Below are 18970 nucleotides of genomic sequence, written 5' to 3'. Positions count from 1 at the left end.
ACTTCTTACTCGATCTGATCGGAACTTGTAATCCCGATCTATTGTGGTTTTTAAGTGATAAATGGATAATTATTGGATCGATTTTCCGGTTGATGGTTGGCAATTAAGTAAAAACTTCGACCCGGAAACTGTGAACTGTAAATCGCCAACTGTAAACTGATCCTCTGTTTTTAAATTAATCTTTGTAATTTTCGCAGATCATTTAAACGCAATGAAGCTTAATATCCAACCAACGGTAATTTTTAGAACACCTAAATTTTCATATCGATCTGAACTGGCAGATTGTTGGGAGGAACTAAAAGCAGCTATAGCAATATCTTCAGCAGCGTTTTACGAAACCATAAAAGATGTAGATGCAACCGGATTAAAAGACCTTCCGCCCAAAATTTCTTTTACCATATGGAAGTATTTTAACCGGGCAAAATTCCGTTCAACACCTTATGGAACTTTTGCTGGTTTTAGTTTGTTAAATGATGGCATAAAGCCGTTTGAGAACAAAATTATAATCGAAGAAGAACAAAAAATATGCGAGCTAGTTGATTGGCCTTACAAAAACAATATTCAATTCCCGCTGGCCGATCTGTTACGGCAGAACTGCCAGTTATTTAGCAACAGCAGTTATTATTTAACACCGAACAGTATCCGTTACATAGCTTGTTCTGAAGGCGTTTTCGAACTCGCAGAACTCGATCGGGATGATTTTGTGAACCAGATATTAGTTGCATGTTTAAAGCCGATCCCTATAAACGATCTTATTAAAACATTAAACTTAAAAGATGACGAAGTAGAAAACCTTTTTGGTTTGCTACAGGATATGCACGATCTGCAACTTCTATTTACGGATTACGACCCCAATATTATCGGAGATGATTATTTCGAACGATTGGGTCTTACCGCTACCAAAGAATTGCCAAAATACCTGATTGCGCAAAGAACAGTTCGATCAGGGAATATTGACGAAAGATTACTTCAGGCCGTGCCAGGATTGATTAAAATACTTCATGGCATTTTGCCTGCAAACGATCGCGAAGCCCTAAGCCAGTTCGTAACCAGGTTTAAAAAGAAGTTTGAAGAGCAAGAGGTGCCCTTACTGCTTGCACTCGATCCTGAAATGGGGGTTGGATATGATGAATTGGAACAGGCAAATCAAAATGATGATTTTATTGCCAAATTACACAACAAACCAACCAAGCCTTTAGCCGGTGCAGAAAATATTAAATCAGCAATAAAAAATACCTTGTCGGCACAAAATTTTGAAAGGGGTAAGCCGATTTTTCTGAATAAACTTTCTTTAAAGCTGAACGAAACGCCAAAACCTTTACCCAACTCGATCAGCATGGTTATGGCTGTGCATGACGAGCTGATTTTTGCAGAACAGATAGGCGGGGCCACTTCGAATGCCTTAACCGGTCGGTTTACCATGGCAAACCCGGCGGTAGAAACTTATGCTAAGCGTATCGCTGATGAAGAACAGCAGGCAAATCCTGATGTGTTGTTTTTCGATGTAGCTTATATGGTCGAAACCAATGTAGATAATGTAAACAGACGGAAGTTAATTTACGGCCATCAACTATCGATCTTAAATTTTGATACCTCAGCAGCCCCTCTTGCTTTAAATGATATTCAGATTTCCATAATTGGAACTGAAGTGATGCTCCGTTCAAAATCTTTAAACAAACGTTTGGTGCCAAGAATGGCATCAGCTTATAATTACTCCCGCTCAGATTTATCGGTATTTAGGTTGCTGTGCGATTTACAGCATCAGGGTTTACATACCAATTTATCCTTCCCGCTCGATAGCCTGTTTCCAGATTTAGATTATTACCCACGCTTACAGTATCAAAATATTGTTTTAAGCTGTAGCAAATGGAAAGTTAAAAAAGCAGATTTTTTAGGAGCAGATCAAAAGTATTTATCCATCGGGCTTTGCCGTGCCCATCTTCAAAATATAGGGGTGAGCAATTATTTTAAGGCTGGTTTATCCGATCAAACCTTATGTTTTGCTCTCCATAATGATGCTGATATCGATGCTTTTCTTCAATATATGCAGAAGCAGACCAGTATTTACATTGAAGAGTTTAATCTGCCGCAAAGTAATATTGTAACAGATGAAGGGGCAAAACCTTATTTGGCGCAATTTATTTTAAGTATCGGTCATGGCGGACAGATTTATTCCAAACTACCGGATCTTTCAGGCCTGGCTGATGTAACCCGATATTTTCCACCAGGTAAAGAATGGCTTTATTTTGAAATTTATTGCCACCAGCAAAGATCCGATCAGATTTTGACGGAAGTAATAGTTCCATTTTTAGCAAGCCATTCAGCCGGGATCAAAAAATGGTTTTTTATCCGTTACAACGAAAATGGTAACCACATCAGGTTTAGGTTAATGTTAAACGACAAACTTAACGCACAAAGCTTAACATCACGTTTGATGGATGATTTAGCTGTGTTCATAAATTCGGGCCTGGTATCTGATGTACAGATAAAGACCTATAAGCGGGAGCTCGAGCGTTATGGTAGTGCCATGATAGAAAGTGTTGAAGAACATTTTATGGTTGACAGCGAGTTCGCACTGTCACTATTCCAAACACAGCCTGATCATTTTGATAAATATCGGATCTGTTCAGCGCTGGTATCGAAAATTATTGAATCGAAAGTTTTGGATCAACAGGCCGCAGGTAAAATCATCAGATTATTTTCAGATTCCTTTAATCAGGAGCACCGACTGGATGCAGGAGATTTTAAACAGTTAAATAGCCATTATCAAGTGTTCAGAAAGGCAGAAGTTAAATCACTAACAGCAATACAGCAACAAAAATTTGAAATATTCTTCCTTTCATTTATTGATCGCCTTAAACAGGTTAAACCCGAAAAGTCGGTTAAATTATTTGGAGATTTAATGCACATGCACGTAAACAGGCTTTTCAACAAAGATCAACGCGCACATGAAATGGTAATGTATTACTTTTTGCTAAAAGAGATTCAGCGCAAAAACGCAATAAATGCTTAGCGGTTTAATCTCGCCATTGGGTTAACGATATCAACGGCTATTTCTGTAATGTACCTGTTAAGCGGATCTTTGTAATACTTGAATATGTAATCGTTGCCATAGAAATTGTTCAGGCGTTTACTTATGTTTTCAATACCTACATGGTGGCTTTCCGTTTGTTTGCCTTTATTATCATTGATCATGTTTATGGTTATGATCTCCAGGTGATCCTTTTCGTAAACGATTTTAATGAGTGCTTGCTGGGTAGAGTGCGAAACATTTCCGTGTTTGAATATATTTTCTACCAGTGTTAACAAGATAAGAGGTGGAAACCTTAAGCCGAATAAATCCCCCGTTACTTCAAGTTCCAGATTAATTGTATTGGCCGTTCGGAGTTTATGAAGATTGATTAGATGTTCAATTTGCTCAATTTCTTCACTTAATGGAACCATTTCGGATGCTTCAGGTCTTTTGAGCGCATAACGCATCATTTCTGCCAGATTCATAATCGCATCTGCAGCCATTGGTGCTTTTTTGCGGGCGTCGTTATAGATAAAGTTTAAGGTATTAAATAAGAAGTGGGGATTAATCTGGCTGCGCAGGTAATTGTTTTGCGATTGAACCAGATCGTTCTCTAAAGCTTGTTTTTCTATTTGGGTAACCAGGTTCTGGCGTTCCAGGGCTTCTACCCGCTTTTGATCCTGAAAAGATTTAATGATGTAAACATAGCCAGTTGCGAAACCAATATAATATAGGGAGCGATAAGTACAGCTTAATACGAAAGCCATATCAATTGTTAATGGTGTTGGGACCACAATCAGCCCAGTTACTCTAAATAATGTGCTTAAAAGAAAGGTAACAGATGTGTATGATAAACTAGCGAGTAATATCAGTAACGAAATCTTTATTACTTTTAACGTATTGGTTTTTTTGTTTAATACCTTATTTAGAAAAAAAGAATAGCCATAAAAAACAGAAATATTGGTAAAATAAATGATGATATAAACGCCTGGCTGCTTAAAAGATTTTGTGGATAGGCCAAGGATAAATACCTCATAAACAATATAAATTCCCCAAATAAAAAAATGAAGTTTATACTTTTGAAGAAATTTTTTGAGGTTGAAAAAGATCATTTTATTACTTTTTATCTATTAAAATAGGGTTTTTGTCTCCTAAAACTGGGGTTTTGTGTAAAAAACTAGTGGCGTTGTGTTTTGAGTTGCACCTTTACAGAAATTAATAACAACAATAAATAATCACACATAATACACATTATCATGAAAGCTCAGCATACTACCAAACTTGTAAAAAAAACAGTATTCGTTTATAAAAACATCAAAGATCAAAACAATTTTTCTACCGTTCCAACTGGTGATCAAGGTCAAACCATTGTTATGACAGGAACAGTTAGTAATATTATATTCTAATACACTATTGATTTCTGTTGGATTTTAGTAAACTGTTCTGTACATAAGCGAAGAAAGTCTCTTTATACCCTTCGCCAATCTGGATCATTTCATTATTTACAAGACGGATAATATTACCATCTACCTTTTTTATCGCTGATTTGGCAACAATATTAGATTTGTTAACCCGGATAAAGGCATGGCTTTCTAAAGCTTTTTCAATTTCTTTAAGCGTAAGATAGGTGGTGTGCGTTTCAGATTTGGTTATAATCTGTATATAATTTTGTAAGGCCTTGATGTAAAGTATTTCGTCGATTGCAATGTTAGAGAAAGCATATTTGTGATCGCCTTTAATATAAAGTGCAGCTACCTGATCAGTTTCTTTGGGAACAACTTTAGCATTATTTGCTTCTTTCTTTAAAATTCGATCAATACCCAGCGCAAATTTTGCGAAAGAAATGGGTTTAAGTAAATACTGATCTGATTGTACATCAAAGGCTTGTAGTGCATAATCAGGGTGGGCCGTAGTGAAAATTAAATATTTTGCTTTTTCCCTGATATTTTTTGCGAGCTCTAAGCCATTAATGCCGGGCATGTCAATATCCATAAACAATAAATCTATCTCATCATCGGTGCTTATTTCAGTAAGTGCCTGCACAGGACTGGTAAAGGTCTTGAAAACTGTTAGTCCAGGCATTTCTGCAATGTGGTCAGTTAACACCTCAATTGCATGTTGCTCGTCGTCTATAACAACGCATTTTAGATTCATGTTTATTAAATATGTTTGTTTTATTTGATTTGAATGCAAGTTAAATAAAAATGAATTGATTTAGCAAATGGGCTAAAAAAAAATCTCGATTCGGTTTCGTCTAAAAAAACCATAGGTTTCGTGTAATATTCTGCGGGGTTGATGTAAAAAACTTACTCAACAAACTTCTTTTTGTAATCTTTAAACTGTTTGCCAAAAACAAATAAACATCTACCTGCCCATTATTGTGTAGCCTGTGGATAACAAAATAAAAACAGGCCATACAACACTGGGTTTTAGATTTTATTAAAACTTAAAGAAAAAACAAGAAAATACCGAAAAACAAATATTCCCCTACATCTATCTATCGCCAAATGAAACACAACGAATACGAATACTTGCTTAACAAAATCTACTACAAGGGGATTCTTAAAAGTCAAGGGCTTAATGCAGATATGTACCAAAGAATGCAGAATGAATATAGCAATCTTGATGTACCAAGTCTTGTAAAAGGAAAGCTTGACAGTGATTATGCATTCAGGAAATCTTTTTTGGTTGTTCGTAATTTTGTTCAGCAAGCCATTAAAGATGGCTTAAAGAGTTTTCAGTTTACCATGAAAGCAACTGATATTAACAAATTAACTTACATGGTTGATATGTTGAACAGAAACTTTTTTGATAAACAAAGCTTAGATCAGATTATCACCACAGCAAATTCGGTATTCAATCAATACAATTTAAAAAACTAACCACCTATAAAAGATAATAACATGGAATTAAAAGACGAAATCGGGCAATTTGCCGTAAGAATCAAGAAAATGCTTCCACAGGTTCAATCTGAAGATCTGACGAGGAACGCGTTGGTAATGCCTTTTATTCAAATCTTAGGATTCAACCCATCTGAGGTTCAATCTGAAGCTGTATTAGACTTTGGGGTTAAAAAAAGTAAAAAAGTTGATTATACCATTATGAAAGATGGTGAGCCAACAATTTTGGTGGAATGTAAACACCATAATGAGAATTTAGATATTCATGATTCGCGTTTATCTAAGTATTTCCGCAAAACAAAAGCGAAATACGGCTTATTAACAAATGGTTTGGTATACCGTTTCTATACAGAGAAAATGGTGAGATCAAAGAAAAATCAAGAGCCTTTGTTCGAATTCAAACTAACCGATACCAAAGCAGCTACTATTGCTAAAATGATCGAAGATCATAAAGATTACTTTAATGTAGATCAAAAGCAAACAACAGTAGTAAGCTAAAAAATATTAATATTAACTTAAAAGTTCCGATCGCATCGGGACTTTTTTTATGCCCTTAATGCCTTTAAAAACAAAAAGGGAGAAACCGATTCATTCGGTTTCTCCCTTTTAATGTATTAAGTATTATCGATTAGATCAATTCTACACTTCTGCTTACGAAAGCTGTTAATTCTGCTCCAGTTAACATGCCTTGAGCCAATAGCGCTAAATCTACCGCTTGTTTTGCTAAAGTACTTTGCTCTGCTTCGTCAGACTTTAAAATTTTGCTGATCAGCTTATGGTTTCCGTTAATGGCAACCTTATAGCTATCAGGCATCTGACCGTAGAAGCCCATTCCACCACCCATTGCAGCCATATCTTTCATACGGCGCATAAACTCATCCATGGTAATGGTAACCGGCAACTCTTCAGGGTGTAAAGCCACAATTTCAACCTGCATACCTGGTTTGGTAATGGCTTTTTCGAAAATTGTAGTTACTTCTTTCACCTGATCTTCGGTTAGAACGTGCTCGTTTTGCTCATCTTTTTCGATCAGTTTATCAGCAACGCTAGAATCAACACGTTTAATTGATGTTTTTTCTAGTTTCTGCTCCAACTGATTAATGAAGTGGTTATCAATTGGCGAATCCAATACTAAAACATCATAATCTTTTTTATTGGCCGATTGGATAAAGGCATCTTGTTTAGCAGCATCGTTGGTGTACAAATACACAACCGTACCGTTTTTATCGGTTTGTAGTGCAGCTACCTTCTCTTTGTATTCTGGTAAAGTAAAAAGCTCTTTTTTGGTGTTTCCAACCAAAGCAAAATCTTTGGCTTTATCGTAAAACTTATCTTCGCTGATCATGCCGTATTTCACGAACATGCCTATATCTTTCCATTTGTTCTCGTATGCCTTACGGTCTTTAACAAAAAGTTCGCCTAATTTATCAGCCACCTTCTTGGTAATGTAGTTATTGATCTTTTTAACGTTGCTGTCAGCCTGTAAGAAACTACGTGATACATTCAACGGAATGTCTGGCGAATCGATTACACCATGCAGTAACATCAAAAATTCAGGTACAATATCTTTAACCTCATCGGTAATAAATACCTGGCGGGAGTATAATTTGATTTTGTTGCGCTGCATTTCGAAATCGTTTTTCAACTTAGGGAAATACAATACACCCGTTAAATTGAACGGATAATCAACGTTTAAGTGGATCCAGAATAAAGGTTCTTCGCTAAAAGGATATAATTCGCGGTAAAAGCTTAAATAATCCTCGTCTGACAAATCTGCAGGAGCTTTCGTCCAGATCGGGTTAGTGGTATTGATAATGTTATCAACCGCTACATCTACAAATTTTGCTTTGCCTTCTTCATCAACACCATCTTCAACAGATTCTGTTTTAGTGCCAAATTTAATTGGTACTGGTAAAAATTTAGCGTATTTATCAAGAATTTCCTGAAGTTTGCTTTCCTCTAAAAACTCTTCCGAGTCTTTATTTACATGAAGAATGATATCTGTACCGCGGCTAGTTTTAGTACCTTCTGTAATTTCGAATTCGGTACTGCCATCGCAAACCCAACGTGCAGGTTCTGCACCGTCCTGGTAAGATAAAGTTTGAATTTCTACTAAATCAGCCACCATAAAGGCCGAATAGAAACCTAAACCAAACTTACCGATGATTTCATTTGCATCTTTGGCATCTTTAAATTTCTCTACAAACTCACTTGCGCCAGAAAATGCAACCTGATTAATGTATTTTTTGATCTCTTCGGCAGTCATTCCCAAACCGTTATCGCTAATGGTAATGGTTTTTGCGTCCTTATCAACAGCAACTTGCACCAAAGGCTGGCCAACTTCTCCGTTAAATTGACCTAATGAACCTAGTCTTTTAATTTTCTGAACGGCATCTACTGCATTAGAAACCAACTCACGAAGAAAAATTTCGTTATCAGAGTATAAAAACTTCTTAATTATCGGGAAGATATTTTCGGTATGTATCGAGATATTTCCTTTTTCCTGTATGCTCATATGTAAATAAATTGTTTAATCTATATCCTGCATAACAAGGGCTGTTCCAAAAGGATTTGTTTGCCAAAATGACAGTGGTCGGGGGCATGGAAGATGGAAAAGGTAAGAGGTATCATGTGACTGTAGGATTAGTTGAATCTGTGCTCTGGTCCCATGGTCTGTGGCTCACACACCACTGATTATTTTCCTTCCTGTTATCTATCCCTCTTCACCATATGCCAATTCAATATCAATAAACTGAATAATCAGCGAGCATATATTGCCCTCAATATCATAACCATAATAAACAGGGTAGGTGCCATCGCCAAAACCACTTTGAAAAAATGGGATATGAAATTCGGTGCCAGGGATTTTCCAATTGATCCAATCACCACCTTCACGTTGATAGGTAGGGTTTTCGGTATAGTTACTGGCGAAAAGTGCCGCAAAATAATCGTCGTAGAGGTTTTTGCCAGGATTTTCTTTGTTAAAATTCTCCTGAAAGGCACAGAAATGGCTCAAAGTTTCCTTATCCAAAACACAACCTAAACCTGCGTCAACATTAAATCCGAAAAATTCGCCCTCGTTAAAATTAACCAGATCTTCTGTCCCAATTAATGCTTCTTCAAACCTAACAGCATCGTAAGCCGTAAATTGTACTTTCACGGCAGCATAACGTGCGCAATCTTCATCATCGGCTACCACAACAGCCGCTGTAACCGGAAATTCGCCTGTTGGAACTTTTATTAAATAGGGCTCTGCGTCTTTTTGAATATAAACCAATGGATCTCTAACCAAAATGTTGCCCGTTGGGATAGAAACACTACCCAACTCTAAATGATCGATTTTTTTGCCCGCTACAACTGTTTCTTCGAAATAATCGTTAAGGTTATTGGGGCAGGCAAACAGATTCCGTTTTTCATTCCAGGATTTTAACCACGCTTCGCTTGGTATCATTTTGTTTAATTTTGAGTTATAGATAGTTGAATATAAAAATAAAAAAGCCAGAGAGATTTATGGTCTTCCTGGCTAAATATTTTTTGTTTGAGTTGAATTTAATTCAAATGGAAACTTGGTTTATCTTCTTCTAAAGAAAGAATTTTAGTGATCTTTTTAAGCAATACATCCATTTGGAAAGGCTTTGATAAAAAATCATCCTGACCATAATTTAAAGTAGTGAAATCCTTCGGATCATATAAACCAGAAATCAATAGAATAGGAATTTTAGAAGTACTTTCTATCGATTTCAACTGCTCACACAAAACACGACCATCAATATGACCAAGAGAAATATCGAGTAAAATCAAATCCGGGTTAAAATTTTCGATCCTGTTAAAAATTTCTTCACCATCGTTAAGTGCCGAGACTTTAAAGCCTCCGATTTCCAGTATCAATTGTATGGTTTCTAAAACCTCAATATCATCGTCTACTACCAGTATTCTCTTCATATGTGCTAGCAATTTGTATGCTATTAAAAATATAACAACAGTTTGTGTTGTTATGTTTACAATCTTAAGAATATTTTAACAATAAATTTATAATTGCCGAAAAATAGATTCCAATTTAACTGGCCTGTTTTACAATACCTTCTTTATGCAATATAAAATTGAATAGGTCCTCAATCGGTTTTTGTAAGATTTTTCCAGGCTCGATGCCATTCTCCATCAATACCGAAATTAATGCATCCTGGTAATAGTAGGCTATAGAGCCAACAAAATGGCAGGGAACATCTTTATGTTTGGGATAGTCTTTAACATTCGTATCCACAAATTCCTGAAAACCGCTTCTTAAAATATCCTGAATAAAGGGATGCTCTTTATGGTTGGCCATAAAGCGGCTAAAGCCTGCTAGATAGATATTTGGAAAAGGTTTTTGGTAAACGTTGGTAATAATCTGTTCTTTTTCGGCAGGAAATGTTGTTTTGAAATCTGCTGCTAAATTTGCAGGCATCTTATTGTAGAGGTAATTTAAGAGTACCTTTTTTCCGAAGAAAGTACCTGAGCCTTCGTCGCCCAGGACATAACCCAAACCGTGGTGACCGTCGTGGATTTTCTTCCCGTCGAAATAACAGATGTTCGAACCTGTGCCTAAAATACAGTTTAGGCCTTCAGCGTTGCCGCAGGTAGCATAAACGGAACCCAAAAGATCATGATCGACCGAAATAAAAGCATTTTCGAAAACAGCTGATAAGCCGTTTGACACCACTTCGTGTTTATCGGGCGAGGAACAACCTGCACCAAAAAAATAAATTTCCTTTACCTCTTCCGCATATTGGAATAAAGATTCATTTTTAGCAATCAGTTTGGTAATTTCCTGCTCACTCAAGAAATAAGGGTTTATTCCAGGTGTGCTAAATTTAATGGTTTCGCCATTATGATAGCCCATCCAATCGGTTTTTGATGAGCCACTATCTGCAACAAGTATCATGGCATTAAATATAAAAATTAATTAGATAAATTTATATTACCACTGATTTCTTTCAGTGTAGTTTCGGATATTTTAGCCTGATATTGCATTTCGATGAAACGGTTCTGCGCATCAATGGCGTTACGTTGTGCTTCTCTCAGCTCTAAAGGGGCAATGCTGCCCAAACGGTACTTTGCTAAAGTGATATCCAGGTTTTCTTTTGCAATATCTACATTCCGTTGTTCCAATTTAATCAGATCCAGATAGGTGCTGTAATTTTGATAAGCGGTAAGCAATTGTGAATTTACATCAAGCTTGGTTTTGTTTAAAGTAAGCGTCGAATTATCGATCTCGATCTTCGCGTTACGCTCCTGTTGGCGCTGTAAAAAACCATTAAACAAATTAAGGCTTGCGGTAACACCATAGGTAAATCCATTTGCGGCAAACTTCTGGTTAAAGCCTGTGGGGCTGGTGCTGTTTGCCCTGCTGTAGCCCGAATTTAAACTAATAGATGGGTATCTTGCCCCACGGATAGATTTTAAATTTAACGAAGCAATCCGCTGATTGATAAAGGCATTCTGAACGTTAGGATTCTGCTGCTCGGCCATTTCGGCCATTTTAGAAAATAGGATGCCTTTATCTACATCAATGCTATTGTCTACAGAAAACGCGGTGCTAATGTCTCTTACCATTAACTGGTTTAAGCGCACTTTGGCCACCTGCAAAGCATTTTTGGTCTGCAGGTAATTCGAAGTGTCGGTATTATAATCCACCTGGGCAGTCAATACATCCAGTTTAGAGCCACGGCCAAGCTGTAGTTTTGTTTTGGCAATGTTGGTACGCAACACCGAAACATCCATGGCGCTATCGGCTGCGATAACCAGCTGTTGTTGCCTTACAATATCATAATAAGCCGTAATTACGTCGGCAACAGTGTTCAGGATGGTTAAACGGGCAGTGAGTTCGCCCTGCTTTTGCAGTTCTTTTAAACGATCATAATTGGCAAACATACTAAAGCCGTCAAAAATGGTCCAGTTTAAATCGGCACCATAACTGTTGTTTGTACTTTTTGCGCCTGTAATTACCCGATCAGGACCAGTTGCAGGGGTTTGTGTAGTATTTTGAATGCTTCCTCCATTGGTATAACTTCCGGTCAGGTTTGGCAACATACCAGCATTGCCGATATTGGCATTGTTTTTTGCAATGTCAGTCTGGTTTTTACTGATTTTGATATCGTAATTATTCTGTAAAGCAACAGTTAGTGCCTCCTGCAGGCTCAGTTTTTCTTGTGCAAAACCCGAAAGGGATAAGCTAACCAGCAGGATAAATATTTTTAATTTCTTGCTCATCTTATTCTTCTGTATGTAAAGCTTCTTGTTCAAAACGATGGGCTTCTTTTAATTCTTTATTCGGTTTGTATGGTTTAGCCCAGTAAGAGTAAATGGCTGGGATTACAAATAAGGTTAAAACCAAAGAGAATAATGTACCACCCACAATTACAGTTCCCATACTCATCCTGCTTTTTGCTGCAGCACCTAAAGCAAGGGCAATAGGCAAAGCACCAATGGCAATGGCCAAACTCGTCATTAAAATCGGGCGCAAACGCGAAACAGCGGCCTCCCGTATGGCTTCTGGAATCGGAATACCTTTTTCTTTTAGCTGGTTGGCAAACTCCACAATTAAAATACCGTTTTTGGTTACCAGACCGATGAGCATAATGGTGCCGATCTGACTAAAAATGTTCCAGCTTTGGCCACATAACCAGAGTGATAAAAATGCACCTGCAACCGCCATTGGCACGGTTAAAATGATAATGATCGGGTCTTTGAAACTTTCAAACTGTGCCGAAAGAATTAAATAAACGAGTAGAAGCGCCAAGCCAAAGGCAAAGAAGGTATTCGAAGAACTTTCCTGGAAATCCCGCGATTCTCCACTTAAATCAGTAGAAAAGGTTTCGTCCAATACTTTTTTAGAAATGGCATCCATCGCATCGATACCCTCGCCGATACTTTTTCCTGGTGCCAAACCTGCCGAAACAGTGGCAGCTATAAAACGGTTGTTCCTATACAATTGCGGTGGACTACTTTCTTCTTTGGCCGTAACCACATTATCAAGCTGAACCAGTTCGCCCTTATCGTTACGCACATAAACAGAACTTAAATCCAAAGGATCTTTTCTGTCTCCACGATCAAACTGGCCGATTACCTGGTACTGTTTTCCGTTCATGAAGAAGTAAGAGAACCTTTGTCCGCTTAAACCTAAATTTAAAGTTTGGGCAATAGCTGAAATAGAAACACCTAAATTTTTGGCTTTATCGCGATCGATGGTTAAGTTGATCTCGGGTTTGTTAAATTTGAGGTTCACATCCGATACTGTAAAGGTTGGGTCTTTCGAAACCGCATCCATGAACAATGGGATTTTCTCCCTTAACTTCTCGAAATTTTGTGCCTGGATAATATAACTGATCGGTAATCCACCACGGCGACCAACTGAAATGGTAGGTTGCTGGTTTACAATGGTTTTGCCTTCGGTATATTTTTTTGTAATCCTGGTGAGCATGTCGGCAATGTCTTTTTGCGAACGTACACGATCTTCGGGATCGGTTAAACCCATCCTTACAAAACCAGAGTTTACAGATCCCGATCCGCCAAAACCCGGCGAAGTAATGGTAATGTTTACATTTTTTTCAGGCACGGAATCAATCACCAATTGGTTCAGTTTCATGATAAACTGATCGGTATAGGTATATGATGCACCCTCTGGTGTAGTGGCGGTGATATTTATGGCACTTCTGTCATCATATGGAGCGGTTTCTTTTGGTAAAACCTTCCAGAATAAGAAAATAAGACCCATACACACCAAAATAATCGGAATGGATAACCACCTTTTATCTAAAAATTTATTCAGGTTCGATTCGTAGGCATCATTTAATTTTACAAAATAAGGCTCTGTCCAATTGTAAAACCTGGAAGGTTTATGTCCACCTTTTTTCATCAGGTAGGCATTCAGCATCGGTGTTAAGGTTAGCGATACAAAAGCCGAAACCAATACCGCTGCGCCAATTACCACCCCGAACTCTCTAAATAAACGGCCAACAAAACCCTGTAAGAAAATTACAGGCAAGAATACAGCTGCAAGCGTAATGGAGATGGAAATTACGGCAAAAAAGATTTCATTCGATCCTTTGATGGCGGCTTCGAATGGCGACATGCCTTCTTCTACTTTTTTAAAGATATTTTCGGTAACTACGATACCATCATCCACCACCAAGCCTGTTGCCAGTACAATAGCCAATAAACTCAGTACGTTGATCGAAAAGCCAAAGGCATACATGATGAAGAAAGTGAAAACCAACGATACAGGAATATCGATCAATGGCCTGAATGCAATTGCCCAATCTCTAAAGAAGAGATAAATGATTAAAATTACGAGTACCAGAGATAAACCAATGGTTTCTGCTACTTCGGTAACCGAACGTTTGATAAAGAGTGTATTATCTAGCGCAACCTTCAATTTAATATCCTGAGGGATATCGGCTTTTAATTTATCAAAACGCTTGTAAAATTCTTTACTGATATCTAGGTAATTCGCACCAGGCTGTGGAATAATGGCAATAGCCACCATCGGTTTGCCCGATTCACGTAAAATGGTTTCTTCGTTTTCTGGTCCTAAAACCGCATAACCAACATCTTTTAATTTAATTACCTGGTTACTATCTGTTTTTAAGATCAGGTTGTTAAACTCGCTTTCGTTGGTCAGTTTTCCTAAAGTTTTAACCGTTAGTTCCGTAGTAGCTCCGGTAATTTTTCCTGAGGGAAGTTCTACGTTTTCATTGTCTAAAGCGGTAACAATATCCTGAGAGGTTAAACCATAGGCACTTAGTTTGTTTGGATCCATCCAGATGCGCATCGCATATTTCCGTTGTCCCTGAATCTGTACACTACTTACACCTGGAATGGTTTGAATACGGTCGGCAATTACGTTCTCGGCAAAATCACTTAATTCTAAGGTATTGCGTTTGTCGCTCTGGATCGTCATCGATAAAATCGGGTCAGAGTTGGCATCTGCCTTACTTACCACCGGTAAACCGTCGATATCTTTTGGTAAAGTACGTGCGGCTTGTGATACCTTATCGCGTACATCATTGGCGGCTTCTTCAATGTTTTTATCGAGGTTAAACTCAATAGTGATGTTACTTGTACCCTGGTTACTGGATGAAGAGATATTCCGGATCCCATCGATCGAATTGATTGATTTCTCTAAAGGTTCGGTAATCTGCGATTCGATAATATCGGAATTCGCACCCGGATAGGATGTTCTTACCGAAACCACTGTTGGATCAATAGATGGATACTCGCGCACACCCAAAAAGGTATAGCCGATTATCCCAAAAAGGACAATCAATAAGTTCATCACAATGGCCAAAACCGGCCTTTTTATACTCGTGGTTGAAATACTCATTATTGATTGTTTTTATTTTTTTTATCCTCGTTATTCACCCTAAAACTATATACTTTAGCCTCTTTTGGTAATTGTGCGTTCATTAGAAGCAGTCTGTTCTGTATGTCTACCGTTGCACTATCTATATTTTTATTCATATTAAATTCAACTATAATATTGCCATACCCATTTTGAGCTATCGCCGATATTTTATGGATATTACTAATGTTTGAAATTTCTTTTTGCAAAGGATCCAAAACCTTCAATTTTATAGCAGCCGAATCTGCCCCAGCATAGGATACGTATACCCTCATCACGGCAGGCTCTTTAGGAGTTTGCTTGCAGCTAACTAATCCAAAAACCATATTCGCGGCCGTAATAAAGGCTACTTTTTTTATACCCGCGGTTGAGATCGTCATAACTATTGTTTAACCAAATGAACTTTTACAGGAGCATCTTTCTTTAAAGCCATCGATCCGGTTGTTAATACTGTATCGCCAACTTTTAATCCTGAGGTAATTACAATATTTTCATCAGTACGGGTTCCGGCTTCTACCTTAACTTCCTGAGCTTTTCCATCTTTTTGGATATATACAATTTTGCCCTTTAAAACAGGAACTACTGCTTCATTTGGAATAAGAATGGCATTTTGAAGGGTGCTTAATGCCAGTTTAATTTTAGCAAACGAGCCTGGCAACAATAGGTTATCGGCATTTGGAGCCAAAGCCCTGATCTGTAATGTTCTGGTTGCAGCATTGATGCCCGGTTCAATGGCATAAACCTTTCCTTTATTTTCTTTTGAAGAGCCATCAGTGGTAAAGGTAATTTCCGAATTCAGTTTAATCTGCCCGGCATATTTTTCGGGAACTGAAAAAGTAATTTTAACGGGATTGGTGCTTACCAGATTGGCAATTACCGTGGCTGGTGTTAAATAGGTTCCTGCCGATATGCTGCGTAAACCCACCCTGCCTGTAAATGGCGCACGGATAGTGGTTTTGGCCAATTGTGCCCTGATGAGCTGGGCTTGTGCCTGTAATGATTTTAAATCGGCTAAGGAAGTATCGTATTCCTCCTGACTGATTGCACCTTTAGCCAAAAGCTGTTTTGCCCTGTTTTCGTTTGTGCCCGAAAGTTTTTGTTTGGTCAATGCATCCTGCAATTGTGCCTGTATATCCCGGTCGTTTACTTTAACCAGTACACTTCCTTTCGATACTGTTGTACCTTCCTGGAAAAAGATCCCGGTAACCAAGCCCGATACTTCACTTTTTAAAACTACAGATTCGTTGGCATCGATAGCACCTGTAACCTCCAGGTCGTTATCGAAGGATGTTGCTTTGACTACAATGCCATCTACCACAAGTGGTGCTGATTTACCGTCTTTACCACCTGCTTTGCCTTTTCCCGCTCCAGCAGATGCTCCGCCTTTTCCTTCGATTTTTTTGTTTGCGTTAATTCTGTAATATACCAGATAGGCCAAGCCCACCGCTAAAACAGCATAGATAATATACCTTTTCTTCATGTTTATATTTGTGTCGTGCGTATTCCAAACATTAAAATAACATTAATGTTCCAGAATTAGACCGTAAAAATATTCAAATAGTTTAGTCCTAAATTTGTTGTATTAAGGATGTTACCGATTTTAGTCCGAAGTCATGAGTCTGAAGTCCACAGTTCGGGCGTAAATAATAAGTCCATCACAATGTAATAATCAAGTAATCGGTGTCCAACAGGCTTGAAGTGCCAAAGTTTTCTTTGCATTCCGCCAATCACCAAACGCTATACGCAAGGCGAAGCGAAACAACTATTTTACACCACATTTAGCTATTTTGTTCTAAAACCTGATCAATAAACATAAATTTGCAGCAAAACAAGTGAATATGTTTAATAAAAAATCAATTTTAAGTTTAGTTTTACTACTAACGTGTATTATGGCAGCGAAGGCGCAAGTAAAGATAGGCTTTGAGGTTTCCTTTAAGGAACCACAAGCACATTATGCCGAAGTTCAGATGAATATTTCTGGATTGGCAAAAGATTACGTTGATGTAAAAATGCCAGTTTGGACACCGGGTTCTTATTTGGTACGTGAGTTCGAAAAGAGTGTTGAAGAATTTAAAGCTACCGCTGGAGGTAAAACCGTTAAGGTAGAAAAGGTAAGGAAAAATACCTGGAGGATTTTCTCGGCAAAAGCGGCAAAAATTCAGATCAATTACCGTGTTTATGCATTCGAAATTTCGGTACGTACCCCTTTTATCGACGAATCTCATGCTTTTTTATCGCCAACAGGTATTTTTATGCATCCTGATGGGATGATTAAATCGCCAAGTACCGTAAAAATTGTTCCATTTAACAGCTGGAGTAAAGTATCAACCGGTTTAACGCCTGTTGCGGGTGAACAGTTTACTTATAAAGCTACTGACTTTGATATTCTTTACGATAGCCCTATTGAAGTAGGTAACCAGGATATTTTCGAATTTACGGCTTCTGGTGTTCGCCATGAGGTAGCCATGTACGGTGGCGGTAATTACGATAAAGAAAAACTTAAAATAGATATGGCCAAAATTGTAGAACAGGAAACTGCGGTTTATGGCGAAAATCCAAATAAATATTATCTTTTTATTGTACACAATTTCTTAAAAGGTGGCGGCGGCTTAGAGCATTTAAACTCTACTACCCTGGGGGCAAGTAGAAATGCTTATAATACTGCCGAAGGATACAAAGGCTTTTTGAGTTTGGTGGCGCATGAGTATCATCACCTTTGGAATGTGAAACGCTTACGCCCGGTGGCATTAGGCCCGTTCGATTACGACAATGAGAATTATACCACCAATCTTTGGGTAGCCGAAGGTTTTACCTCATATTACGAAAATAAATATGTTCACCGAGCTGGTTTTACAGATGTAAATGAGTTTTTGAAAGATCTGGCTGGTGGTGTGGCAACCGTATTAAATACACCGGGTGCAAAATACCAATCGGCAGCTGCTTCCAGTTACGATGCCTGGATTATCGGCTACCGCCCGAATGAGAACTCTAAAAACAATTCTATCTCTTATTATAATAAAGGAGAGGTAATCGGAATTTTAATGGATCTCGAAATCATCAATGCAACAAAAGGCACCAAAAGTTTGGACGATGTAATGAAAGCCATGTATTTACAGTGCAAAACATTGAAACGTGGTTATACCGATGCGGAATTTAAAGCAATGGTAGAAAAAATCTCAGGAATAAGCTTCACCAATTTCTGGGCGAAATATGTAAATGGCGTAGATGATGCCGAATATGTAAAATACTTCGGTTATGCTGGTGTTGATGTTTCAACAGAAAATGCAACGCCGGGTAAACCGGTTACAGGGGCTTCTGGTCAGTTAACCAACGAAGGCCTGGTGATTACTTCCACAACAAGAAACTCGGCAGCCTGGATCAGCGGATTAAATGTGAACGATGTGGTATTGAGTTTAGATGATACCTCATTGAGTGATGCATTATCAACGATAAGGTTAAAAAGCCCGTTATTATCACTGGATGTATTGCCCTTGGTAGCCAAAAAGAATATCGGCGACGTATTGAAACTAAAAGTTAAACGCGATGGCTTAGAAAAAGAAATTTCTTTAACCCTTAAAGAAAACCCAAGCGTACGTTTAAAAGCAACCGTAAACGAAAATGCAACACCAGCGCAAAAGACGGTGTTAAAAAAATGGACAGGGGTTTAGCCAGTTTACA

General features: G+C 38.0%; 15 protein-coding genes. 5 read left to right on the top strand and 10 right to left on the bottom strand.

What is annotated here, in order from left to right; genetic code table 11:
* Nucleotides 1-211: 211 nt before the first annotated feature.
* The gene (locus R2S57_RS18020; protein WP_316846342.1) at nucleotides 212-3013 is read left to right on the top strand and encodes a thiopeptide-type bacteriocin biosynthesis protein; all 2802 of its coding nucleotides are present in this window, start codon (nucleotides 212-214) and stop codon (nucleotides 3011-3013) included.
* On the opposite strand, the gene R2S57_RS18015 is transcribed toward R2S57_RS18020, so the two are convergent.
* A complete protein-coding gene (locus R2S57_RS18015; protein WP_316846341.1) occupies nucleotides 3010-4125 on the bottom strand; it encodes a sensor histidine kinase in 1116 nt (371 codons plus the stop codon). The genes R2S57_RS18020 and R2S57_RS18015 overlap by 4 nt on opposite strands.
* Before the next feature lie 144 nt (nucleotides 4126-4269).
* Between R2S57_RS18015 and R2S57_RS18010 the strand changes: the two genes are divergently transcribed.
* A complete protein-coding gene (locus tag R2S57_RS18010; RefSeq protein ID WP_316846340.1) occupies nucleotides 4270-4419 on the top strand; it encodes a hypothetical protein in 150 nt (49 codons plus the stop codon).
* Between the two features lie 4 nt (nucleotides 4420-4423).
* On the opposite strand, the gene R2S57_RS18005 is transcribed toward R2S57_RS18010, so the two are convergent.
* Complete coding sequence (locus tag R2S57_RS18005) at nucleotides 4424-5167, bottom strand: LytTR family DNA-binding domain-containing protein (protein WP_316846339.1); 744 nt, start codon at nucleotides 5165-5167, stop codon at nucleotides 4424-4426.
* Between the two features lie 353 nt (nucleotides 5168-5520).
* Between R2S57_RS18005 and R2S57_RS18000 the strand changes: the two genes are divergently transcribed.
* Both R2S57_RS18000 and R2S57_RS17995 read left to right on the top strand, forming a co-directional pair.
* Complete coding sequence (locus R2S57_RS18000) at nucleotides 5521-5895, top strand: hypothetical protein (RefSeq protein ID WP_316846338.1); 375 nt, start codon at nucleotides 5521-5523, stop codon at nucleotides 5893-5895.
* 21 nt (nucleotides 5896-5916) lie between these two features.
* Nucleotides 5917-6411, top strand: coding sequence for a type I restriction enzyme HsdR N-terminal domain-containing protein (locus R2S57_RS17995; protein WP_316846337.1), 495 nt, complete (start codon nucleotides 5917-5919; stop codon nucleotides 6409-6411).
* Nucleotides 6412-6541: 130 nt separating this feature from the next.
* On the opposite strand, the gene htpG is transcribed toward R2S57_RS17995, so the two are convergent.
* The 8 genes from htpG to R2S57_RS17955 all read right to left on the bottom strand — a co-directional run bounded on the left by htpG (nucleotide 6542) and on the right by R2S57_RS17955 (nucleotide 16772).
* Nucleotides 6542-8428 (bottom strand): molecular chaperone HtpG, encoded by a 1887-nt coding sequence (htpG, locus tag R2S57_RS17990; protein WP_410479085.1) that lies wholly within the window; start codon nucleotides 8426-8428, stop codon nucleotides 6542-6544.
* 198 nt (nucleotides 8429-8626) lie between these two features.
* On the bottom strand, nucleotides 8627-9364 hold the full coding sequence (locus R2S57_RS17985) for a DUF4241 domain-containing protein (RefSeq protein ID WP_316846336.1): 738 nt from the start codon (nucleotides 9362-9364) through the stop codon (nucleotides 8627-8629).
* 98 nt (nucleotides 9365-9462) lie between these two features.
* Complete coding sequence (locus R2S57_RS17980) at nucleotides 9463-9855, bottom strand: PleD family two-component system response regulator (RefSeq protein ID WP_316846335.1); 393 nt, start codon at nucleotides 9853-9855, stop codon at nucleotides 9463-9465.
* A gap of 115 nt (nucleotides 9856-9970) precedes the next feature.
* Nucleotides 9971-10834, bottom strand: a complete 864-nt coding sequence (locus R2S57_RS17975; protein ID WP_316846334.1) for an N-acetylglucosamine kinase — start codon at nucleotides 10832-10834, stop codon at nucleotides 9971-9973.
* Between the two features lie 17 nt (nucleotides 10835-10851).
* Nucleotides 10852-12162, bottom strand: a complete 1311-nt coding sequence (locus tag R2S57_RS17970; protein ID WP_316846333.1) for a TolC family protein — start codon at nucleotides 12160-12162, stop codon at nucleotides 10852-10854.
* Between the two features lies 1 nt (nucleotide 12163).
* On the bottom strand, nucleotides 12164-15274 hold the full coding sequence (locus R2S57_RS17965) for an efflux RND transporter permease subunit (protein ID WP_316846332.1): 3111 nt from the start codon (nucleotides 15272-15274) through the stop codon (nucleotides 12164-12166).
* The gene (locus tag R2S57_RS17960; RefSeq protein ID WP_316846331.1) at nucleotides 15274-15672 is read right to left on the bottom strand and encodes an efflux RND transporter permease subunit; all 399 of its coding nucleotides are present in this window, start codon (nucleotides 15670-15672) and stop codon (nucleotides 15274-15276) included. The genes R2S57_RS17965 and R2S57_RS17960 overlap by 1 nt, the downstream gene beginning before the upstream one ends.
* Nucleotides 15673-15674: 2 nt before the next feature.
* Nucleotides 15675-16772 carry an efflux RND transporter periplasmic adaptor subunit gene (locus tag R2S57_RS17955; protein WP_316846330.1) on the bottom strand — a complete coding sequence of 366 codons (1098 nt, stop codon included), beginning with the start codon at nucleotides 16770-16772 and terminating at the stop codon, nucleotides 15675-15677.
* Between the two features lie 358 nt (nucleotides 16773-17130).
* On the opposite strand from R2S57_RS17955, the gene R2S57_RS17950 reads away from it, so the two are divergent.
* On the top strand, nucleotides 17131-18960 hold the full coding sequence (locus R2S57_RS17950; protein WP_316846329.1) for a peptidase M61: 1830 nt from the start codon (nucleotides 17131-17133) through the stop codon (nucleotides 18958-18960).
* Nucleotides 18961-18970 lie beyond the last annotated feature (10 nt).

The sequence above is a fragment of the Pedobacter psychrodurus genome, from assembly GCF_032678585.1.
Lineage (GTDB): Bacteria > Bacteroidota > Bacteroidia > Sphingobacteriales > Sphingobacteriaceae > Pedobacter > Pedobacter psychrodurus_A.
This window is presented reverse-complemented; position numbering and strand designations above follow the sequence as displayed.